The 23,188-nt window shown below is 40.3% G+C and carries 21 protein-coding genes; 6 read left to right on the top strand and 15 right to left on the bottom strand.

Annotated elements, in window-relative coordinates:
- Positions 1–312 (bottom strand): helix-turn-helix domain-containing protein (locus BM291_RS21525; protein WP_092898632.1); only part of this gene is annotated, 312 nt, incomplete at its 3' end.
- 637 nt (positions 313–949) lie between these two features.
- On the opposite strand from BM291_RS21525, the gene BM291_RS21520 reads away from it, so the two are divergent.
- Together BM291_RS21520 and BM291_RS21515 are read left to right on the top strand one after the other, a co-directional pair.
- Positions 950–1,858 (top strand): hypothetical protein, encoded by a 909-nt coding sequence (locus BM291_RS21520; protein WP_092901987.1) that lies wholly within the window; start codon positions 950–952, stop codon positions 1,856–1,858.
- 355 nt (positions 1,859–2,213) lie between these two features.
- A complete protein-coding gene (locus BM291_RS21515; RefSeq protein ID WP_092901984.1) occupies positions 2,214–3,005 on the top strand; it encodes a hypothetical protein in 792 nt (263 codons plus the stop codon).
- Positions 3,006–3,075: 70 nt separating this feature from the next.
- On the opposite strand, the gene BM291_RS21510 is transcribed toward BM291_RS21515, so the two are convergent.
- On the bottom strand, positions 3,076–4,542 hold the full coding sequence (locus BM291_RS21510) for a glycine--tRNA ligase (protein WP_092901981.1): 1,467 nt from the start codon (positions 4,540–4,542) through the stop codon (positions 3,076–3,078).
- A 129-nt stretch (positions 4,543–4,671) separates the two neighbouring features.
- On the opposite strand from BM291_RS21510, the gene BM291_RS21505 reads away from it, so the two are divergent.
- Positions 4,672–5,352 carry an outer membrane beta-barrel protein gene (locus BM291_RS21505; protein WP_092901978.1) on the top strand — a complete coding sequence of 227 codons (681 nt, stop codon included), beginning with the start codon at positions 4,672–4,674 and terminating at the stop codon, positions 5,350–5,352.
- A 71-nt stretch (positions 5,353–5,423) separates the two neighbouring features.
- On the opposite strand, the gene BM291_RS21500 is transcribed toward BM291_RS21505, so the two are convergent.
- The 11 genes from BM291_RS21500 to BM291_RS21450 form a co-directional block, all read right to left on the bottom strand.
- Entirely contained in the window at positions 5,424–5,861 is a 438-nt protein-coding gene (locus BM291_RS21500; protein WP_092901992.1) for an outer membrane insertion C- signal, read from the bottom strand.
- Between the two features lie 55 nt (positions 5,862–5,916).
- Positions 5,917–6,963 carry a Gfo/Idh/MocA family oxidoreductase gene (locus BM291_RS21495; protein WP_092901975.1) on the bottom strand — a complete coding sequence of 349 codons (1,047 nt, stop codon included), beginning with the start codon at positions 6,961–6,963 and terminating at the stop codon, positions 5,917–5,919.
- Positions 6,964–6,965: 2 nt separating this feature from the next.
- Positions 6,966–7,592: a response regulator transcription factor gene (locus tag BM291_RS21490; protein ID WP_092901989.1), complete on the bottom strand. Its 627-nt coding sequence runs from the start codon at positions 7,590–7,592 to the stop codon at positions 6,966–6,968.
- Positions 7,593–7,647: 55 nt separating this feature from the next.
- Positions 7,648–8,403, bottom strand: a complete 756-nt coding sequence (locus BM291_RS21485; protein ID WP_092901971.1) for a sensor histidine kinase — start codon at positions 8,401–8,403, stop codon at positions 7,648–7,650.
- Positions 8,390–8,794 carry a hypothetical protein gene (locus tag BM291_RS22365; RefSeq protein ID WP_245786940.1) on the bottom strand — a complete coding sequence of 135 codons (405 nt, stop codon included), beginning with the start codon at positions 8,792–8,794 and terminating at the stop codon, positions 8,390–8,392. The genes BM291_RS21485 and BM291_RS22365 overlap by 14 nt, the downstream gene beginning before the upstream one ends.
- Before the next feature lie 365 nt (positions 8,795–9,159).
- On the bottom strand, positions 9,160–9,945 hold the full coding sequence (locus BM291_RS21475; protein ID WP_092901965.1) for a histidine kinase: 786 nt from the start codon (positions 9,943–9,945) through the stop codon (positions 9,160–9,162).
- 2 nt (positions 9,946–9,947) lie between these two features.
- On the bottom strand, positions 9,948–10,349 hold the full coding sequence (locus BM291_RS21470; RefSeq protein WP_092901962.1) for a molecular chaperone DnaK: 402 nt from the start codon (positions 10,347–10,349) through the stop codon (positions 9,948–9,950).
- 145 nt (positions 10,350–10,494) lie between these two features.
- Positions 10,495–13,467, bottom strand: coding sequence for a protein translocase subunit SecDF (secDF, locus tag BM291_RS21465; protein ID WP_092901959.1), 2,973 nt, complete (start codon positions 13,465–13,467; stop codon positions 10,495–10,497).
- Between the two features lie 92 nt (positions 13,468–13,559).
- Entirely contained in the window at positions 13,560–13,916 is a 357-nt protein-coding gene (locus BM291_RS21460; RefSeq protein WP_092901956.1) for a hypothetical protein, read from the bottom strand.
- Positions 13,917–14,040: 124 nt separating this feature from the next.
- Complete coding sequence (locus tag BM291_RS21455; protein ID WP_092901953.1) at positions 14,041–14,658, bottom strand: uridine kinase family protein; 618 nt, start codon at positions 14,656–14,658, stop codon at positions 14,041–14,043.
- 37 nt (positions 14,659–14,695) lie between these two features.
- Positions 14,696–15,271: a non-canonical purine NTP diphosphatase gene (locus BM291_RS21450; RefSeq protein ID WP_092901950.1), complete on the bottom strand. Its 576-nt coding sequence runs from the start codon at positions 15,269–15,271 to the stop codon at positions 14,696–14,698.
- Positions 15,272–15,430: 159 nt separating this feature from the next.
- Between BM291_RS21450 and BM291_RS21445 the strand changes: the two genes are divergently transcribed.
- The gene (locus BM291_RS21445) at positions 15,431–15,994 is read left to right on the top strand and encodes an LOG family protein (RefSeq protein ID WP_092901946.1); all 564 of its coding nucleotides are present in this window, start codon (positions 15,431–15,433) and stop codon (positions 15,992–15,994) included.
- 412 nt (positions 15,995–16,406) lie between these two features.
- The gene (locus BM291_RS21440; protein WP_092901943.1) at positions 16,407–18,752 is read left to right on the top strand and encodes a TonB-dependent receptor; all 2,346 of its coding nucleotides are present in this window, start codon (positions 16,407–16,409) and stop codon (positions 18,750–18,752) included.
- Between the two features lie 84 nt (positions 18,753–18,836).
- Here the strand turns inward: BM291_RS21440 and BM291_RS21435 are convergent, their stop codons facing one another.
- Positions 18,837–20,198: an alpha/beta fold hydrolase gene (locus BM291_RS21435; RefSeq protein WP_092901940.1), complete on the bottom strand. Its 1,362-nt coding sequence runs from the start codon at positions 20,196–20,198 to the stop codon at positions 18,837–18,839.
- 418 nt (positions 20,199–20,616) lie between these two features.
- On the opposite strand from BM291_RS21435, the gene BM291_RS21430 reads away from it, so the two are divergent.
- The gene (locus BM291_RS21430) at positions 20,617–21,783 is read left to right on the top strand and encodes a CynX/NimT family MFS transporter (protein ID WP_092901937.1); all 1,167 of its coding nucleotides are present in this window, start codon (positions 20,617–20,619) and stop codon (positions 21,781–21,783) included.
- Between the two features lie 100 nt (positions 21,784–21,883).
- Here the strand turns inward: BM291_RS21430 and BM291_RS21425 are convergent, their stop codons facing one another.
- Positions 21,884–23,086 (bottom strand): IS4 family transposase, encoded by a 1,203-nt coding sequence (locus BM291_RS21425; RefSeq protein WP_092899084.1) that lies wholly within the window; start codon positions 23,084–23,086, stop codon positions 21,884–21,886.
- Positions 23,087–23,188 lie beyond the last annotated feature (102 nt).

The raw sequence follows: 23,188 nt of genomic DNA, 5'->3' as shown, positions 1-23,188 counted from the left end.
ATCGGCTGTCTGTACTTGCTTTTGAAGTTCTTTCTTCTGCTTCTCCAAAAGAAGCACTTTCTGCTCGAGCTCTAACAGTTTTTGATCCTTTGATTTAGGCATCTTTAAAGTGGATTTGTTCACCCAATCAAAGTTACCATATTTCCTTAACCAGCCTGTCACTGTAGAATGAGACTGAATTCCATACTTGCGCGCGGCGGCTTTTATTCCCAATTCCCCACGCTCTATCTCTGAAACAACCGATAGTTTAAAAGCATAACTGTAATCTCGTTGGGTTCGCTTAACATACTTACTCTCTTGTTCTTCTTTCATAACATTACATTTTGTGTAACGCTATTTCAGGACGGGACAGCGTATACATAAAAAAACTCCTGAGATCTTTCTCAGGAGTTTTTTTATGCCTTTTGAAAGTTCTTTTAAAGATAAGTATCAGCGATACTTTATTCTTGAAGGACAATAAAATGAGAAATTGGATTGTGCCTGTTTTTCAGCTCTCGCTAAGTGCTCACCCAAATCGCTAATCCCATAAAGGTGTTAGCAGGTTTTGTAACTTTTGAAAACATCAAATAATTATATTTTATTTTTTTAAGCTTTAAGCTTGATTTCGGTTTTGTTGATACGAAAAAAGATCCTAGTCTAGTTTCCCTGTAGTTTTTATATAAATAGCTCTTTATTAGAGTTCAATGGAGAAGATGAATGGTCTCAAAACATCGTTGTTACAGTTATTAATGCCTTAAATGCTAGCTGTATCAATAGTAGGTTAACTACTGATTCTTATGGTTTTTAAATAATTAGTCGGTCATAAATTAGGTTTTAAGAAGATTTAGCTCTTAAAGGTTGTATTAAATGAGTACCTGATTTCAATATTTTTATAAAAATGTTTTTAACAACGTTAATATGTGTTTGAAAAACATTTATATTGGATCATAAATCTAAATTTTATACATCTATGAAAATTTTTACAACCAAAATGTTGGCGTTAGTGACGTCGGCATTGCTCTTAGGAGCCTGTAGCCAAATGGCTACTTATGAAAATGAAGACCTCTTGGCTAACCAAGAGGTTGCTGCTAAGTCAGGTTTCAACCTGACTCCGTATGGAACAGGTGGAAATGAGAATGCCTATCAGGTAGATTCTTACTTTACCTACTCTTCGGAGTCTTATACCATTTGTTATGATGAAGCTGGTTCATTTACCGTTTCATTTTTTGCTCAAAACACAGCTATTGCTTGTGGTAATTTCATGATTCAGTATGCAATTTTTGAAGAAGGTGTAGATCTAGATGCTCTCGATTGGCAAAACCTAACTGAAACAAACCCTTCAAGTGGAGTTGTATCAGCAACTTTAACCGGTTTACCGACTGGTGAATATACTTTTAGGGGACAGTGGTTAAGAACAGGATCCCCGACTTCTTGTTCAACGTCATTCGTAAATACTGGCTGGAGATATGCCACTGAAAATCTAATCGTAGAAGAATGTTCAGATTGCGATATCGATGGAAATGAGTTCTCAGGTGAAGCGGTAACATGTGGAGCATCTCGTGAAGTCAATTACACTTTTGGTTCTGAGGAAGGTCTAAGTTACTTTAAAATGCAAGGTGGATTAACTAACTTCACTGGAGATAATGCTGTAATAATGATTACAGGTGGAAGTAATTTAAGTGTAGTGCAAGCTACGCCAGGAGGTAGTTCTAACAGAATTATCACTGTTGAAGGTGCAGTTGGAGAATGTGAAACAATTACAGTAAATGTGAAATGGAATTCTACAAACTCTGGTGGTATCATTACAGGCAATTGGTCAGTTAAAGATGCAGATGGCGATGATCTTGACGCTCCGGTAGCAGGCCTTACTTGTTCTTAATAATTAATAAAAACACAATGTCTTAATCAAAACCCTTCGGAGATCCCGAAGGGTTTTTTTGTGTCTTTTCGTTTCTTTCTTACAGCTTCTCAAATATCCTTCTAAAGGTTGTCACCTCAACGATTTTACCATGAAGCTCACAGTTGGATACTTGCTCTTGCTCAGTCGTATCTCAATGAATAATTGTAAACAATTGGTTAAAAGTAAGTTACATACTTATTAATAGGCTTGTTATTGGTTTCGGAACCGAAATCTGGCTTACCAATTTTCGTACATTAAAATAATTGTAATAATTTTTTAAAAACATTTTTTTGTATTTGAAAAACATTTATGTTTGTGTCAATAACGATAATCCATGAAAAAAAATCTATTCAAACTTGCGGGATTAGTGATCTCAGCAATGCTCCTAGGAGCCTGTAGCCAATTAGCTACCTACGAAAATGAAGACCTTCTTACTGACCTTGCAAAGTCAGAACAAGCCGGCTTTAAGCTCAGCGCTTTTGGATCTGCTAGTAACGAGAATGCCCGACTTTCCACAAGCGGCAATTTCAATTTAAATTATACTGAAACAGTTTGTGTCGGTGATAACATTACTTTCAGTTTCGGTGGTACTGGTTTCACAGGAACGCGTACAGTTCAATTACAACAGTTAGTTGATGGAGAGTGGATACAGGTGTTTCAGCAGGCACAAGCTCCTAAAGGAGTTAGCGGGTCACTTTCAGGTTATGCAGTAGGAACATACACTTTCAGATGGAAAGTAAGTGGACAAGGTGGACAACAAAATGTTGAATTCACTGTAGAAGTTGAGAATTGTGGCACTTGTCAGGAAAGTTTCTCTTACGTTGACAAGGGTGATTTAGAGCCATACACATTCACTTACATCCCTTCTGAGAGCATGCCAGCAGCGGAATTGGTATTTACTTTTGCCCAAGGTGTGGCAGTTACAGGTCTTGATACCTGGTCAACCAAGGGAGTTACTCGCCAAAAAACAATGGATTTAGTCGCTTGTCAGGTCTATACTTGGACAGTAGATTTAGCACCTAACTGTTCTGGACAGTCTCCAAATAGCAATGTTTGGACTGATTTCAAAGTAAATGAAGTATCTAAAAAAGGTGACCTTGCGACTATTACAGAAGCTTGTAGGTAATAAAAAATAAAGTGAAAATAAATGCCCCCAAAAGATTCAATCTTTGGGGGCTATTTTTTTTGGTGAGATATTAAAGCTTCTCAAAGATCCTTCTGAAGCTAGTTGCCTCAGCGATTCTACCATGAAGTTCAGAGATAGGTACTCGTTCCTGCTCTGTAGTATCACGATGACGAATAGTCACAGTATTGTCTTCTAGTGTCTGATGATCGACAGCGATACAGAATGGCGTCCCGATCAGATCCTGACGTGCATAGCGCTTACCAATTGAAGAAGCATCTTCATAGATAATGTTGAAATCATATTTCAGCAACTCAACAATCTCTTTTCCTTTTTCTGGCAAGCCATCTTTCTTCGTGATTGGAAGAATAGCTGCTTTCACAGGAGCGATCGCTGGATGAAGTTTTAAGTAGGTTCTGCTTTTCTCCTCGGTTTTCTCTTCCGTGTAGGCATTGCAAAGTGTCAATAAGAACAAACGATCTGCTCCGATAGAAGTCTCGACTACATAAGGGATGTAGTTCTGATTCACTTCTGGATCGAAATACTGTTGCTTCTTTCTGGAGAATTCCTGATGTGATTTCAGATCAAAATCAGTTCTGGAATGGATTCCTTCCACTTCTTTGAAGCCAAATGGGAAATCAAACTCAATATCCATGGCCGCATTTGCATAGTGAGCAAGCTTCTCATGGTTATGTTTTCTGAGCTTTTCGGCAGGAATACCCAAAGCCAAATGCCATTTCATTCTAGTGTCTGCCCAGTTCTGATACCATTCCAGCTCAGTGCCAGGACGTACGAAAAATTGCATCTCCATCTGCTCAAACTCTCGCATTCTGAAGATAAACTGACGTGCTACAATTTCATTTCTGAAAGCTTTACCGATCTGAGCAATTCCAAAAGGAACCTTCATCCTTGCAGTTTTCTGAACATTCAGGAAGTTGACAAAAATACCCTGCGCAGTCTCTGGTCTCAGGTAAATCGTGGTAGAGTCTTCTGCCACAGACCCTACTTGGGTAGAGAACATCAAGTTGAACTGACGAACATCTGTCCAGTTGGACGTGCCAGAGATAGGACATTTGATTCCTTCGTTAGTAATCAAATCTCTCACGCCAGCTAGATCTTCTGCTTCCAGCAATCTTGCCAAAGCACCTGTTAAGGCATTTGCCTTTTCTATATCTCCAGCTCTTTCAAACACGGCTGCATGCTCTTCTACAAGCACATCAGCACGGTAACGCTTCTTAGAGTCCTTGTTATCGATCATCGGATCATTAAAGCTATCTATGTGTCCAGAAGCTTTCCAAGTAGTAGGATGCATAAAAATCGATGCGTCTATACCTACAATATTGTCTTGTACGCGAGTCATGGTTTCCCACCACAGACGCTTCAAGTTGTTTTTCAACTCAACACCATATGCACCATAATCATAAACAGCCTGAAGGCCGTCATAGATCTCAGAACTAGGGTATACAAATCCATACTCTTTGGCATGGGAAATAATATCTTTCAGTTGCGCGTTTTCCGCAGGAGTTTCAGTTTTTGCCATAGCGGCAAAATTAAGGAAAATGCATGAATACCCGCAGAAAAATGAAAGTCTTCAGGTTTCTATAAAATTTATTACAACTAAATAGTTCACAGGACCGTGTAAGATTTAAACTAACTAAAAGGTCTACCCATGAAAAGATTATTACTTGTATTACTCGTGTTTCAGTGCTTCACTTTTGCAGCAAGTGCTCAGATTCAAAAAGGCAGTGTTTTGCTCGGTGGAAGCATCAACTTCGCTAATAGCAATAATGATCAGCAAAGGACTTCGGATTTAGGCAGTGATAGAAATACGACATCCAATGAGTTTTCCTTTGACCCTAAGGTTGGTGTTGCCTTGGAAAATAATTGGGTTATAGGTGCAATGGTTAGATTTAAAAGTGGTAAAAGTATAATGGATGCTACCACTTACAGCAGCACAAACTCTAGTAAGGAAAGACTTACCAATGAGCAAAATGCATTTGGTGCAGGCTTGTTTGCTAGAAAGTATTTTCCATTTGGTGATAAATTTTCAGCATTTGGGGAGTTAAATAGTGGGGCGCTGAAAAATAGAAATACGTCCATGTTTGAATATAATAATGGCACTCCTTCAGAAAATGAGGTCAACTACACTGAGTATGAGACCAGACTTTTAGCAGGAATCGCTTACTTCCCTAAAAATTGGATGGCAATAGAGCTGTCTACTAATCTTGCGACTTTTACAAGCTCCAACCAAGAAACCACCATTGCAGACTACAGTAATAATTCTTTTGAGTTTGGTTTAAATACCTCAGCAATCTATCTGGGAGTTTCTTTTTTCCTGAACAATAAGTAAAAAAAGCTTAAACCCAAAAAAGGTCAACTCAGTAACTGAGTTGACCTTTTTTGGGTAAAGGTAAATTTGATCTATCTAAAGGTATATTTCACGCCGACACCGCCTCTGAGGTAACTGTCATTGTGATTTGCAAATACCGGTGCGGCTTCTACTAAAAAACCCAAGTTTTTAGTATTAAATGGAGTAATCAATACGCCTATTGGAATTGCCACGTAAATATCGTTGTGGTCATCATGGTGCTTGTGATGATGATCTCCTAATAAGCCCAGACCTGCGCCTACGTAGGCATTCACTTCACTTTTTCTAACGAAATTATAGGCTCCCATCAATTCTAGCCCGATGTCGTGGCCGATGCCCAGTCTAGCTTCTCCGAAGAATTCATTGTTCGGGTCAGTTCCTACGGTGATAAAAGTATCAGAACTCTGGAAGTTGATACCTACAGCTACTTGAGCTTGAGAAATCGATATAAAAGCAAAAAGAGCAAATGCTAATAAGAATACTTTTTTCATGGTAGATTTAATTATTTCTAATCCCTTACCCCAAAAAAGAGCCAAACTTAAATTATTACCAATTTCCTTCTGCTTTTGAAATGGTGCGTTTCTCTTCTGCACTTTTAAAAGATGCCTCTATAATCTTCAAAACGCTGATGGTCTGTGGAATGGTGATGTCTAGTGAAGTGCCTTTTGAAATAGCATCTGCGACATTTTGGTATAGAATTCTGTAATTTCCTGGGATGGTCTCATAAGCTTTCGTTTCCTCACTGAGGAAAATTTTCCCCCACTTCTCCTCAGTTTCCACACCCCAACTTGCGCCTTCTGGCTTATGTCCCAGCTTGAACTCTGCTTCTTGTACATCCAAACCGAACTTTTGGTAAGATCCATTTTTACCCAAAAGCAAAAACTTTGGAGTAGGTACATTCACTAAAGCTCCTGCGGTCACCTTAGCTTTAAGAGTGCCGTAGTCCATGGTAATGTCAAAGTAATCGTCAGCCACAGCACCAGTTCTTTGCTTGCGGATGTCCGCCTGAATCCAGTTTGGTAGACCAAAAAGCAATACTACTTGATCGATCAAATGAGCCCCAAGATCATAGGTGATACCATTGCCAGGGACTTCCTTTTCTCTCCAATTCTCCGAAACATCTGGACGGAAGCGGTCAAAGTGAGATTCCAAATAAACCAAATCTCCAAGATCTCCTTCTCGAACCAACTTTTGCAAGGTCATGAAATCCCCATCGTATCGACGGTTGTGAAAGACAGAACAAACCAAGCCTTTCTCACTAGCTAGCTTATTTAGCTCTTCGGCTTCATGAGAGAAAATCGTGACCGGCTTATCTACCACCACATGCTTTCCCGCATTCAAGCACTGCATTGCCATAGGGAAGTGATATTCATTTGGCGTAGTGATCACGATGAGGTCAGCCACCTCTGCAGCAAGCAATTCATCTAAGCTTCTGTATGTAGTTACTCCAGAATATATCTCTTCGCAACGATTAGTGCGACGTTCCACTGATGCTACCAGATCTAGGTCTGGACATACGGCAATTAATGGTGCATGCATTTTTTCAGCTACAGAACCGAAGCCTACGATGGCTGTCTTAATGGGATTGCTCATAATTATAAGTTCATTTCATGTGCCTTGTTCACTAGCTCAATTCGAGAACTAACTTGAAGTTTCTGGTGGATATTTTTACGATGCGTTTCGACGGTCTGTTTGCTTAGATTAAGCATTTCAGCGATACTTTTGTTTTGAATTCCTTCCCGGATTAGTTGAATGATTTCTGTTTCACGGCGGGAAAGTTTATACTTCATTCGAAATGCGTCAAAATAGGCGCCTTGCAAAGCTTGTTTTTTGACTCGATCAAAATTCAAAACGTGTCTACCTTCATAAACTTCATGAATGGTAAATATCAATTCATCTGGATCAGCGTCTTTGAGTATAAAAGCATCGGCTTTTTGATTGATGCATTTTTTGTAAATTTTTTCCTCATCATACATGGAGAGAACAACAACCTTCAAATGTGGGTGTGCTTCTTTGCAGTGATCTAACACGCCAAAACCATCCATAATAGGCATGTTAAGGTCTGTGAGGACTATATCAATCTCATTATCTGCTAAGTAATCACAAAGCTCTCTTCCATTTGGAAAGACACCAACGACGAGTAGGTCATCCTCATCTTCTAGAATTCCTTCTATTCCTTTTGCAAATAGCTTGTGGTCGTCAGCCAGGGCAATCCTGATCATGCGCATTTAAGGTTAATAATTTGGGGAGATTAAACTTCAAATTATACCCTAAAATCTAATTTGGCAAGGTTAAAGTTATTTCTGTTCCTTTTCCGACTGCTGAAGTCAGGTAAAATTCGCCGCCGATAGTTTCCATTCTCTTCTTGAGATTGAACATTCCACTGCCATTTAATTTTTGAGATGAGTCAAATCCCTTACCGTTGTCTTTGATTAAGATTTGTTTTCTCATCCCATTTTCATGCAACCTGATCTGGATTTTATCTGGAAAAGCATGCTTAATCGCATTATTGAGTGATTCTTGAATGACACGGATCAACACCAGTTTTTGATCCTTAGGCAATTCTATAAGTTCAAAATCTGCTTCCAGAGAAGTCTGACAAAAACCTGTATTCTGTATTCTTTCCAACTGTTGCTCGATGAATTCATTGATGCTGATGGACTCCACCCAGTCTAGATTTAATTGCTTGGACAAGCCACGTACTTCTTGTATTGCTTGACCTAGTATGTCTCTTCCTTCGGCTATTTTTTCAGGTTTTATTGATCCAAAATTGAGCTTGGCAAGAGAAAGTAACTGACCAATATTGTCGTGAAGCTCCCTACCTATATGAGTCAGGGTTTCTTGCTGTATCTCATTTTCAATATTCAGCAAAGTCTTCTCATGCTCAGACTTAACCTGATCCATTTTCAGGCGATTTTGAGCTTGGCGCTGACGGTGGATAAAAACCATTGCTACCACAAAGGTGGACATTAAGCCTCCTAAAAAAAGAGTACTAAAAATAATGACGTAAATCTGATCTTCAGTTGGATTCATAGAAAGGTTCTTTTTCAAAGGTATTAGGTAGCAGCGGGGAGGCGATAATCAACGTTAAAACTCCCAAAGTGATAATTGTCATCACAGTATTAATATTCGAAAGTGCTCTTCCTAAAACTGGATTCACTTCATAGAGATAAATTAAGGCCACCGAACTGATGTATGTTAAGGTGTAGGTGAACAACATACTCGTCACCTGCCAAAATGAAAGCAGTTTTAGAGGATTTCTATCTAAGTAGGCTTTATGTGTCATCAGCCCTGTGAAATAAATGCCACTCGCAATTAGTATCATATTTGCTCCAATGCTAAAAATAATAGGCTGTTGCAAATAGAGGAGTTCCATTCCAGTAATTTGAAGAACTAATGCCAAGACTATGAATATATAAATCATCCAGGTAATGTATTTCTTTTTGGAAGGGTGCAACCAGGACTTAATCAGAATTAAGTATAGTATGGTACCTATCTGCCTGTTTGCTATATTAAAGAGGAAAAGATTGAACTTTGGATATACTGTGTTCCCCAAGTAGGCATTTATTGCATACTTGAGTTCATGATTATAGTTCAAGTACGCTCCCAAGGTTTCATAAAAAAAAGTAAAACTCAAGATAAAAAAAGGAAGCAAATAATGAATATTTGCTTTTTTTTCTCTTGGCAGCTTAATAAAACAAATGACACCTATGATCTGAAGCAGATATAGTGGGAATGTATTCAGAGGATAGGCTGTAAATAAAGCCCTTATTAATCGTTCATCCATGTTTACCTAACTATCAACCCCTCTAAGTTTTTATTATCAATAGAGGAGGGCTCTCTCTCAAATAGTTTCGGGAAGTTAGGTGACACTAGTGTAAGCACAAGAATAATCTTAGTTAAAACCCCCATTACAATATCAATTTGTAAAAGAGACCTGCCTAAATCTTCATTAAATGTTAGAAAAAATTCCAATGCAATGGAATTAATGTAGGATAAAGAATAGGTAAATAACAGAAATGTCATTTGCCAAAAGGAGATCAACTTTACCGGATTAGAATTTAGAAATGCTTCATCAGTGATCAGCCCAATGAAATAAAGTCCGATGCCTATAACCATCATATTCGCGCCTATTGCAAATATGATAGGCTGAAATGAATAAATAGGCTCTATACCAGCGATTTGAAAATAAAAAGCGACACTTATAAAAACCACAAGCATCCAGTTGATGTATTTCTTTTTAGAGGGTTTAAGCCAGGATTTTATTAAAAACAGGTACAATATTGTACTGATTTGCTTGTTGGCAATGTTGTACAACCACAGATTGTATCTAGGATTCTCAGTGTTCCCAAAGAAAGCATTTACTTCCTTATTGAATGCTGTGTTGTAATTGCAATAGGCCCCCATGTTTTCAAAAAAACATGTAAATAATAATATTACCAAAGGAAGCCAATAACTAGTATTGGCTTTTTGTTCCTTTGGCAACATGTAGAAATAGATGATTCCAGTTAATGAAAGTGTATCTAATACAACCAAATACGGCATTAGAAACGCTTCGAAAAATCTAGCCTCCATTTTTAAGTATCAGTAGGTTCTGGTTCACAGTGATACGGACATTGAACTCCATTATTTTGGTATTCATCCTCTCCTCCTAATTCAATTTTCACAAATTTATTATCCTTCAGATTTGCAGCCCGCATCACTAAGGTCATCTGACCTGTATAGGCAGCCGCTTCATTAGGATATGCTTTTGCTGCAGTTTCTTCGGTGTACTGCGTGAAATAAAATTGAATTCCACCAACACTGGGATCGTTGTCAGATTTGGCCAATAAATTTTCCAAGGTAGCCCTGTCAAAAAATATCCAGCCGGTCTGGTTATCCTTGTCTTTGCCATTCTTTCCTTTGCCTGGCTTGCCTTTTTTAACTTCATTGTCATACTTCGCTTTCATCTCTTCGAAGTCTTCTTTAGATATTTTCATAGAAAAGTATATTTATAAAATTTAGTGTAATGGAATAAACTTGTAGAAATTATTCCCCAAAAGATAAGGATTTTATCTGCGATAAGGCAAAAAAAAGGAGCGAGTATGACACTCGCTCCTTTAAATAATTAATGAGAATAGCTATTTAAGCAAGCTTTTTAGCTTCTTTAGCTGCATTCTCTTGATCTAATTCTCTTTTCATCAAATCCACTACAATTGGAGTGGCTATGTAGATAGAAGAATAAGTACCTACTAACACACCAATGAATAGTGCGAATGAGAAGCCTCTCAATACTTCACCACCAAATATTAATAGTACAATCACCACAATTAACGTAGTAAATGAAGTAATCAAGGTACGACCTAAGGTCTGGTTGATAGCGTCATTAAATACTTTTACCAATTTGTTAGTACCCCTATTTTCGATATTCTCACGAATACGGTCAAACACAATCACGGTATCGTTAATAGAGTAACCGATCACAGTAAGTACCGCAGCGATAAATACTTGGTCAATCTCGAACGTTGCTCCAAAAGCACTTGCAATAGCAAAGGCTGCAATAACAAATAAGGTATCGTGAATCAAGGCAATGATAGATGCCAAAGAGAACTGCCACTTTCGGAATCTCAATAAGATGTACAAGAAGATTGCAACCAGTGCAGCAATCATCGCTTCAGCTGAAGATGCTTTGATATCATCTGCTACAGTAGCACCTACTTTGGAAGATCCGGTAATTGCGAATTGACCAGCGGCTAAGGATACAGCATCATCTGTAAATGTTAATCCTGTCACTGAAGCTATACCTTCTTTTACTTTACTTTCTACTTCAAGATTCGAAGCAGCATCATCTTCATTTACCAAGTAAGAAGTAGTTACTTTCAGTACGTTATTAGAACCGTAAGTTTTCACTTCTACAGATCCATCAAACTCACTGTCCAAACCTGATTTCAAATCTGAAGCAGCCATTGGCTCATCGAATGCTACGATGTAGGAACGACCACCTGTAAAGTCAACGCCGAATTTCAATCCATTGACAGCAGCGATACCTAGACCAATTACAATAATCGAAGTAGAGATAATGTAAGCAATTTTACGCTTGCCTAAGAAGTCAAGGTTCATTGCGCCTAATGCATTTTTAGCAAAAGGAGTAGCAAAGCTAATAGAGCTGTTGTCTCCTTTTTTGCTCATCCATGTTACAATCACTCTGGTGATAAATACTGAGGAGAAGAAAGATGAAGCGATACCAATCATCAATACGATTGCGAAGCCTTTAACTGGTCCTTGACCCAATGCAAATAAGATAGCACCTGTAAGGAAAGTAGTTACGTTTGAATCGAGAATCGCTGAGAATGCTTTGTCATAACCTGCACTGATTGCAGACATTAGACCAACTCCGTTTCGAAGTTCTTCTTTGATACGCTCAAAAATCAGAACGTTCGCATCAATGGACATACCAATCGTCAATACGATACCTGCAATACCTGGCAACGTCAATGCGGTTCCTAACTGTGCAAGAATACCAAGGATGAAGAAGATGTTGAACACCAATGCTGCGATAGCGATGAAACCACCTTTAGCATAATAAGCGATCATGAACAATACCACGATGCTAAGACCTGCTACCATTGAAATCAAACCTTGATTCAATGCTTCTTTACCCAATGTTGGGCCGATGATGCTTTCTTCTACGATTTGAGTAGGAGCAGGAAGTGAACCTGATTTCAGGATGTTAGCCAAATCTTGAGCCTCCTGAAGAGAGAAGTTACCAGAGATTTCAGATTGTCCAGTTGGGATCTCACCATTTACTACTGGAGCAGTGTATACATAGTCATCCAAAACAACAGCGATTCTTCTACCGATATTCTCAGAAGTCAATTTTCTCCATTTTCTAGCGCCATCAGCATTCATTTGCATGGAAACAGCTGGTCTAGAAGTTTGATCGAGCACCTGACGGGCGTCAGTTACTACGTCACCTTCCAAAGGTGCTTCGTCTGTACCTCTTTCAGTTTTGATCGCGAAAAGTTCTAAAGTTTCAGAGCCATCTTCTGCAGCAAAAGGCTTCACACCCCATAGCAATTTGATGTCTCTAGGTAATAAGGCTTTGTAGTCCGTATTTTTCAAGATACGATTGATAGCCATCGTGTCACGAAGTTCGTATGCCAAGCCATAGTTAGGCTTAAGCAAGCTGAACAAAGGAGAAACGCTATTGTCACCAGCTTTAGTAGGATCGATTTGCGCTAGTTGCTTCTCAAGTGCATTTCTCAAAGAGTCTTCACCAGTAAGATTCTCTGTAGATACAGTGTCGGCAGCAGCAGTCTCTGAGGAAGCGTTTGCAGCTACCCAAGCATTGTTTACTAATTCTAAAGCCGATCCAATTTCATTGGTTTCAACAACTTCCCAGAACTGTAGTTTCGCTACACCCTGAAGTAAGTTTCTTACTCTTTCCTGATTGTCAACACCCGGTAATTCGATCTGAATACGACCAGAACCTTGAATTCTTTGAATGTTTGGCTGAGAAGTACCGAATCTATCGATACGAGTTCTTAAAATGTTGAAAGAACGCTCAATCGCGTTTTCAATTTCATTATCGATGATTTCAATGATTTCTGAATCAGAAGATTCCAAAGAAATACGGCCTCTGTTTGCAGCTGTAGCGAAAATTCCGCTCAATTTTTTATCAGGGCTGTTTTTCTGGAATGCAGCATAAAATAAATCAACATACTTAGTAGTAGAAGTTTTAGCTTCTTCACGAGCTTCTTCCACAGATTTGTTGAATGCCACATCTTTTGGATTACCAGCAAGTCCTTTTACAATTTCCACAGGGGAAACAGCCAAAGTAACATGCATACCGCCTTGAAGGTCAAGACCAAGTCCAAGTTCCGTTTCTTTTACCTCTTGAAAAGTAAAATCAGCACCTAAGAAGTTGTAAACCGGAGCTCTCCAGATAGAATCCAGATAGCTTTGTCTTTTTGAAAAATCCACGTTGCCGGACGCGTCAGTCGCGTATTCCTGAGCTTCTTTCTGGATATTGTTTGATACAAATGTGAATGACAGATAGTACAAGCATAATGCTGTAACGATCACTGTCAAAAACACAATGACACCTTTGTTTTGCATGAGAAATTGAAATTATAAATTGATTGTAAATACAGATTTGTGGCTTACCTGAATATCAGGAAGCGGGATTTCACCGGAAAATAGAAGGAAACTTAGGGCCCTTTGGTGGATATGATTCGCTCAAAAAGTATTTGTATGAGCTGATTTGGCTGAACTACTGAAGTAGATTCTGTAATGAAAGTAGATCCTTCAAAGGTTACTATATCATGGATAAGATAAAGAATGTTGTGCGAAACATTGACCACAAAGGGTACTACTGCATCTACAGCAACATTCAGAAAAGTCTGATCTTGATCCGATGAATTTGGTTTTTCTTGTTGCTCTACTTTAGAAGAGTCTCCATTTTCAGGGATATATTCTACACTTGAAATAAACAAACATAATAGCAAGGCAAGCATCACCGTTAGGCGCTGCTGGAATAAATTGCTATTTCTATTAGTTGCTTTCATGAGGCGCAAATATAGCCAATTATTTAAAATGAGTGTTTCTCATTCCGGAATTTCTGTTGAATGCCTGTATATTCAGAACAATAATTTGAAAATCAATCAGTTGTCGGAATTAATGTGCTGCTATTCAGGTTGTTTTAGCCCTTAAATAAGTACGAATAACTTCTAGCGCTTTGTCGAAATTGTGATTATTTGGCACGATCAGGTCCGCATCATTCATAAAAGGCTTGATGTATTTCTCGTAAGTAGGCATCACATGCTGTTCGTAGCGATACAATACATCATCCAGATCATACCCTCGTTCTACTTTGTCGCGGATTATCCTTCGCTTCAACTTAATATGATCTTTCGCATCAATAAAAATCTTTAAGTCTAGCAGACTAGCTAGCTCAGGATAATAGAGAACAAAAATACCCTCAACCACCACAACTGGTGCAGAGTTGAATGTCAACATTTTCGGTGTTTTTGCAGCGTTATTGAACGTGTATTCCTCTCGGTGAACGGTCTCTCCAGCTTGGATTTTGCGGATATCAGAAGCATATCCTTCAAAGTCTATACTCTCAGGCCTGTCAAAATTATACACTCCATGATCGTCGATCGGCTGCAATTCTCTAGGCTTATAATAGTTGTCCTGAGAAATCAAGCAAACCTCACCGTCTTCAAAAGAACTCAGCAATCGTTCTAAAAAAAGTGTTTTACCTGAAGCAGATCCCCCTGTAATGCCGACGATGAATGGTTTTTGCATGGGGCAAAGTTAAGCTGATTTTCTTTTTTATACAGAATTATATATTGCTTAAAAAGGTAATAAGCTCACTCACGGCTTTTCCGCGATGCGAGATTGCATTCTTTTCTGCCATTGTCAGCTCTGCAAAAGATTGGGTGTATCCTTTCGGAGAAAAGACTGGATCATAGCCAAAACCTCCATTTCCTGTGCGCTCTTTCAGGATTTCACCTTCTGCCACGCCTTCAAATTTAAACTCATCATCTCCCAACAACAGTGCGATGACCGTTTTGAAGCGAGCCGTTCGGATAGAAGAGTTTTCTAAATTTTTGAGCAATAGATCAATGTTTCGCTCATCACTTCGGGGCTCTCCGGCATATCTTCCTGAGTAAACTCCAGGCTCTCCTTCCAATGCATCGACTTCCAGCCCAGTATCATCAGCGAAGCAATCAACTCCAAAATGTTCTTTTACATACTTAGCCTTCTGAAAAGCATTATGCTCTAGCGTGTCTCCTGTTTCAGGAAGTTCAGCCGAACAACCAATGTCTTTCAGAGAAACAATTTCGAAGCTATCGCCAAGCGCAGCTTTGACTTCTTCGATTTTCTTGGGGTTGTTGGTAGCAAAGCAAATTTTCATAACTCAAAAATAGGGGTTAAAGATTCTTGGCAACATTTCATTTGATAAAAACTCAAGCCAACTCAAGTGTTTGTCATTAAGCTTTAGTAAAACCTTCCTCTTCTCTGTGCATTAAAAAGAGAATCCCGTAATTTCGAATTCTACTTTTGTTTCAAGGTCATGAAGAAAATCACTATTTATTGCGGTTCCCGAAAAGGAGATAGTACAGTTTACGAAGCTGCTGCGAGAGCTCTGGCTCAGGAAATGATCAAGCGAGATCAGTCGCTGGTTTATGGAGCTGGAAGAGTAGGCTTGATGGGAGTGATAGCGGATGAAATGCTGGGAGCTGGCAAAGAGGTGCTGGGTATTATTCCTCAGAAACTCGTAGATCGAGAAGTGGCCCATCGTGGTTGCACCGAACTGATCATCGTAGAGACCATGCGTGATCGTAAGTGGCTAATGGCAGAGCGTGGAGATGCATTTATCGCTATGCCAGGAGGAATCGGGACGTTGGAAGAACTTTTTGAAATCATGACGCTCAATCAACTGCACTATATTCAGAAGCCGCTCGCACTCTATAATGTGAATGGGTATTATGACAAATTAATTGACTTTTTGGACCATGCTATGAAGGAAGGATTCATGTATCCTGAGCAGGAAGAACTATTGATTGTCTCAGATGATCCTGTAGATCTGCTAGATCAAATTGATGCCTACGAGGCCAAAAGACCTTCGGATTGGTAATTCATGACTAATGTTAAATTTTTTGAAAACCAGATTGCTTTCTCGCTCATCGCAGCATCGAACCTCAAGAGGGTTTAGAGTAAACAATTGCACCTTCTCGCCTTGGTGGGAGGTCATTCAACGTTGCGCCGCCGCGCCGCTGCGAGAGACAGAAAACCACTTACTATAAAAATTATAACCTTCACAAAGACCCTTCAAACCTAATAGTTGAGATACTCTGGGTAACTTCTCAAAGGTTAAAGAACTGCGCCTTTGCGCCTTGGCGCGAGATATTTCTAAGACGGAAGTAAATAAAAACGTTGCGCCGCTGCGCCGTTGCGAGAGAAAAAAGATTTCCATCAGAATATTTCTCCCCCTCCGCTAAGGGTAATTCCCCTTCCCCTTGTCATAGAACCAAACTAATCCAATTAAGATGAATTCGTTTACTAAGGTTCTTGGGGTACTATTTTTCATGGCAATAAATCCCCTGCAAGCACAGCAACTCACGCAGACAATCCGCGGGACGGTGATCGACCAAATCACAAAAGTTCCCATGCCAGGCGCGACAGTAATGATAATGGGTTCGGACCCCATAATCGGAACCACTACAGATGTAGCAGGAGATTTCAAAATCGCTGATTTGCCGGTCGGCATGTACACGCTCAAGGTGAGCTTTATCGGTTTCAAAGAAATCATCCTGCCAAACGTCAAACTCAACTCGGGCAAGGAAGTCGTGCTTACTATTCCCGTGGAGGAGGATATCACTCAAATCCAGGAATTCGTCGTGACAGCTTCAGATAAGGATCGAACCAATAACGATATGGTGCAGGTCAGCGGACGTACGTTTTCAGTGGAGGATACCCGGAAATTTGCCGCGGCAGTCAATGATCCTGGTCGTATGGTGGCATCCTTCTCTGGAGTTACCAGCACGGATGATGGTAATAATAATATTTCCATTCGTGGCAACAGTCCCAACGGTTTGCTGTGGAGGATGGAAGGAATAGATATTCCAAATCCCAATCATTTCGTCAATCCTGGTACTTCCGGCGGTGGTGTGTCGATCTTGAGTTCTCAGTTACTGGCGAATTCCGATTTCCTCACAGGAGCTTTTCCAGCGGAATATGGCAATGCGCTTTCTGGAGTTTTTGATTTGAGCCTGAGAAAAGGGAACAATGAAAATCAGGAGTTCACCGTTCAAGCAGGATTTATGGGTTTGGACCTGGCTGCGGAAGGACCGATTGCCAAAAACTACAGAGGTTCGTATCTAGTTAACTATCGCTATTCCACGCTTTCGCTCCTTTCCAAAATCGGTCTTCCACTAGGTGACTTTGTGACCAATTTTCAAGATCTGTCTTTCAATGTCTATATGCCAACTGGCCCGAATAGCACGATAACACTTTTCGGTTTTGGTGGACTGAGTGACCAAGATGGAGAAGCTTTGATGGATTCGCTCGAATGGAAATCGGATGGAGATCGCTACGCTGGAACGTTTTTCTCGAACACGGGAGCAGTGGGAGTGAAGCATTCATACATCTTGAATGAAGCAAATTTCCTCCAAACTACTCTGCTGGCTTCTGGAAATGCCTTGGGTACGACCGAGTCTAGATTGGATGATGATTTGCAGTTTCAGAAACGTTATTACGAGAATTACAGCAATTCGAAAATTACGCTAAGCTCTGTGCTGAATACCAAGCTTTCTGCGAAAGCAGCTTTGCGAAGCGGATTTTATGTCAATCAACTCTACTACAATCTGCGTGAGGATGACTTCGTGGAAGAAACTCAAAGCCTACAGACCTACATCAATTCCAAGGGAAACACGCAGAGTATTCAGGCTTTTTCCCAACTGAACTACCGAGCCAGCGAGCGTTTGACTTTCAATGTTGGACTGCATTACCTGCAGCTGTTGCTGAATAATTCCAATTCGATCGAGCCGAGGCTAAGCGCTTCCTATGCCTTGGACGAAAAGCAACGACTGAGCTTTGGCTATGGACTGCATAGCCAAGTGCAGCCACTGGGAACTTACTTTGCTGAGCAAGAAATGAACGGGCAGATTACTCTTCCAAATGAGGATCTAGATCTAAGCAAATCACATCATTTTGTGCTGGGCTATGATCGTTCGTTGAATTCCTATTTGCGGTTGAAAGTGGAGACGTATTACCAGCATTTATTCCAGATTCCGATCCTTAGCGGCACGGATGAGACTTATTCCATCATCAATCAACAATGGACTTTCACCACCGACCCGTTGGTGAATGAGGGTTTTGGGAAAAATTACGGCGTTGAATTTACGCTGGAGCAGTTTACGCACAAGGGCTTGTACTTCCTGCTGTCCACTTCGCTGTACAATTCCCAGTACAAAACCAATGAGGACGTCTGGAGAAATACACGCTACAATGGCAATTTCAACGCCACGCTGACGGCTGGCAAGGAGTACACCTTGAAAAAAGACCGCGTGCTTGGGATAAATCTCCGTACGATCTACAGCGGAGGACTGCGAAATACTCCGATTGATTTGGCAGCTTCTATCGCAAAAGGCGAAGGAGTTCGTCTGAAGGATCAGGCTTTTGAAGAGCACAACCCGAACTACTTCCGTACAGATCTGCGCTTCAGTCTGACGAAAAATAAACCTAAGTCCACCCGAACTTGGTCATTGGATATCCAAAACGCCACCAACCGTCAAAACATCTACGGCAGTTACTTCGAACCTATGAGCGGGGAGATCAAAACCTCTTATCAAACCCCATTGATTCCGATTCTGAGTTATCGGGTGGAGTTTTAAAAGGGTAAGCCGTCGAACTTTTATCAGTTCAACGGCTTCATCTTCGTCATGAATCCTATTTTCTATGTCATTTAATCTCTAAGCCTACTTTCCCTTCTCAGCGAGCATTTCTTCTCCTTTGGTGAGATTCTTTTTGAAAAGTTCTAAATCACTATGCTGAGGTTGAGCGCCTAGCTCCACAGCTTTTTTGTAGAGTGGAACAGCTTCTTCGACTCTTCCCAGAGCCATCAAGCCATCGCCCATAGAATCGTTAGCATTTGCGGAGTTTGGATGATTTTCTAGGTTGTTTTTGAAGAGAACCAACGCATGTTCAAACTTATCAAATCGCATGAGATTGTATGCTTGCATGTTGATCTCATACTCATTCAGAAGCGATGCAGGAATGTAAGTTTGCATGTCAGACACATACCTACCAAACTCTTCTGGACTGAGGGTTTGTGTAGCCTTAATGATTTTTGTCATCGGATCAGTATAGAGTACTTGACGGATAGACTGGGCGATTTGTGTAGGCTCTTGCGTCGGCAGGAAATTCATGGATCCAGAAGACAAAAGAAGGGAATATTCAGGGTTCTCCAGACTGTACTGATCGAAGAAGTCTACCTTACTCGAAATTAGAAAGCCTTTTATTTCCTTGTAATGGGTCGTTTGCTGGCCAAATATGGTTTGGATGTTATTTTTTCTTCCAATGATTACCTGAGATGCTACTTCTGGCACATCTTGAGATGACCAGTTCAATTGATTTTCAACTAGCATCTTCAAAAATAGGTCACTCTCCGGCTTCGCTCCCGTGGATCTTCTGGACATACTTAAACGCTGAAAAGCTAGGTATTCAGAGGCTAAGAGCTCGCCGTCTAAGTTTTGACTATTAAGTGCATCACGTAGTTTGTCTGGGTTGTCAGTGTCCATTACGGGGTCTACATACACCATTCCCTGAACTTCATTTGGATGGGCTGCCGCAAATTCCCTAATCAATAGATTTCCCCAGTTGTTGCCTACCAAAATATAAGGCGGCTCAATATTCATTTCATTCAATAGAGCCTCAAGTTCCTTTACTCTTATATCTAAAGAAGGCGTTTCTTCCGAAATCGAAGACTTTCCTAAGCCAGGTCGATCGTACGCTAACACAGGAGAAAATTCAGCTACCTGATCAAACAGGTTGTCCCAAACTGCTAGACTTTCACTGTTTCCAGCTTCCAAAATAACGATTGGCTGATGGGCTTTTCGCTTAGTTAAATCAGAAGTTTTGGTGTTCACTTGCTTTCCCGCTACTGAAATGAGCTGAGTAGTGGATTGAGCATTTATTTCTGGAGTAAGAGAAAAAGCAGCAAGTGCCCCTAGAATGATCAACTTTTTCATGTGTTTATAAATTTGATTTTCAATGGTCACATGGAATCTTGCAAGCAGGATAATCATCCCTGTGTTTGTTGCTTCCGTACTCGATTTCATATGAGGAGAGTTTTTGTGAACTAAAATTTAATCACTTTTAACTTCTAATGAAATACTGAAGGACAAGTATTTATAAAAATTAACATTGTTTTAATTGAAAGGCAAAACAGTCATTGTGAAATATTCCAGACTACATCCCAGGCGATTTCAGAACTTCCAGTATTGTATTCAGTATCGCATAAAAGCATAAGTTATATTGAGATAGTTCTTTGTTCTGATTGCGGTAGCTACATATTTACTTAAAGCAATAACTAGCTGTAACAAACTAAATCTGAGCGGAAATTAACCAAGGATAATTCTAAATTGATACTTTCTATTCCGAGTCTAAATTCTGGAACTTAAATCTTCAACTTTTAATTATTCTAGCTCTCCCAGCATAAGCCATAGATGTTATTTCATTAAATTTTGCAACTCAGTCTTGACTAAATCTCTTCCTTCTCAATCCATTCTTATCACGGGAATCCTTTTGATTTCGATCAATCTTCGAACTTCGATTGCATCGGTTGGGCCATTAATTCCCTTTATCAGAGAGGATTTAGGATTGTCCAATGGACTTGCGGGATTTCTTACCACACTTCCATTGCTCACTTTTGCTACCTTTTCTCTTTTTGCGCCAGCGATAGGAAAGCGTCTGGGAATGGGCAGAGCCATATTTCTAGGAATTTCCATACTTACGTTTGGTGTGATCCTTCGGGTTTTGGGAGGAATAGAACTGTTGTTCCTGGGGACGGCGCTGACGGGAATTGGGATTGTAATTGCTAATGTGCTGTTGATTCCTTTGATCAAATTCAGATTGCCCGAAAAGCTAGGTTTGATGACGGCTTTACTGGCGACGATGATGTCTCTTTTTGCTGCAATTGCAGTGGGAGTGAGTGTGCCATTGGCGGTAGATTGGGACTGGGGATGGAGAGGCTCGCTGGCATCTTGGGCGCTGTTTATGGTTATAGCTTTGCTTGTGTGGATTCCACAGATTCGCAGACCAAAAGCCAGCTTGCAGCAGGTGACTGATCCTGCTAAAAATGTATGGAAATCAAAACTAGCCTGGCAGATCACCATTTTTATGGGTTCTCAGTCGGTGATGTATTTCACGTTGATAACCTGGCTACCTGATATGCTAATCTTTAGGGGTTGGACTCCTGCTCAGGCAGGTTTGGTGTCGTCTCTGATGCAGGTTGTTTCTCTTTTTGGGTCGTATTTCGCGCCTAATTTTCTGATCAAACTCAAGGAGCAAACCTGGGTCGTTCTAGCTGTGGGAATAGCCTATGTGTTTGGCTATGTGGCTCTGTTTATAGATAATGAATTGATCACCTATGTAGCACTAGCCGTGGTTGGTTTTTGTATGGGATCTAGCTTGAGTATCGCCTATACGCTGATCGCTTTACGGACAGCTGAGGATCAGACTACGGCTAAACTATCGGCCATGGTGCAGTCTTCGGGGTATTATTTGGCAGCTTTGGGTCCGTTACTGTTTGGGGTATCATTGGATCTTTTTGACAATTGGAATATCCTGATTTTCTTCCTTTTATTCTTTGCTTTGGTATTTACATTCTTTGGAATGTCGGCAGGTAGAGATCGTAAAATCTAATTCCAAATCACTAGTGTCCGACTAAAGTATGAATTTCTCAGAGAGGTTGAAAAGAACTTAATCAGAGGAGATTTTTGGGTGAAATTGGAATGTAAGCCCACTAGGTTGGAAATAGGGCCGTTTGGTTGGCTTTCAGGAGATTTTCCTGGAGCTCTTTATCCGGGTTATTAAGGAAGTTGGTTAGGTGGACATAGCTTGCTAGATGGAATCTTGCCATGGCGACCATATTTGAGAATGCCCAGTTTCTTTTGAGTTGTTTGCGGATCACTTCCATGAGCAGCAGTGAGATCAATGCACACCAAATCTGGATTTCGATGGCGTTTTGATTGTCTCCAAGAAAGTATTTGAGTGGAAAGTTTTGTTTGAGTCTTTTGAAGAGTAGCTCAATCTGCCATCTGTACTTATAAATAGCAGCAACAGTGGAAGCCTCGATCTCCAGATTATTAGTCATAAAGACAAGGGTCTTTTGGTTTTTTTCATCCCAATATGCGATTCTTCGAAGCTTGAGCGGGTGTTTTTCAGTTCCTATTTTATATTGGACAGTCACTGTTTCATCTTTGAGAATTTCCTGATCCTTGTGTTCAGGCAAGTCAAATTCTTCCAAACTTTCAAAGATGGCGTTGTTTTTCATCCGCGTGATGAAGTAGATGCCCCGCTCTGTCCACTGCGCATATTGATGGTAATCTGTATATCCTTTGTCCATTACCAGATAAGAGCCCACAGGGAGGTTTAGATGCTTTAGAAATGTATGATCGTGCTTACTTCCTTCAGTTAATCTGACCAGACAGGGCATCAGTTCAGCGGCGTGGATCATCACATGGGCTTTGATTCCGCCTTTGCTTCTACCATCTTTTCTTGGCCTTCCAGCTACTTTAAGAATATCTTTGAATAAGCTGATGACCGTGGAATCCACGATAAATAGCTTTTTAAGTACATCCATTTTCAGTCGGCTGTCCGGTAAAACAGATCGATATTTTTCAAAAAGTGCCAAGTAAACCTCCTTAAATACTTCACTGGGTCTGCGCATGTTACCATCCGAGATAGTGGAACGGCGGGGTGCTTTGGGCATCCCAATGTGAACAAGTCTATTCTGCCACGCCAAAAGTCCTGTTGAAAGCTCTCTAAGCGAGCTGGCTCCGCTAAAAGAGCAATAAAGCATCGTGACTAAGTGCTGCCAAGTATCGAAACATTTGTAGTAGCGATCCGACTGATGCTTGGACTTTACTTTGGAAACCAGCGAACGGTCAATCAAAGAAAGTATCTGAGAAAATATCGGCTGTCCGAAGAAATGTGTATTTTTCATCCGCTGTATTAAGAGGTTGTGGTAAACTGAAAATACAGAAAAGGGGAAGCTTCTCAAACGAAGCTTCCCCTAAATTTTAAACCGTTTCTCGGACAGTAGTGA

It is taken from the genome of Algoriphagus aquimarinus (assembly GCF_900112005.1).
Classification (GTDB): domain Bacteria; phylum Bacteroidota; class Bacteroidia; order Cytophagales; family Cyclobacteriaceae; genus Algoriphagus; species Algoriphagus aquimarinus.
This window is presented reverse-complemented; position numbering and strand designations above follow the sequence as displayed.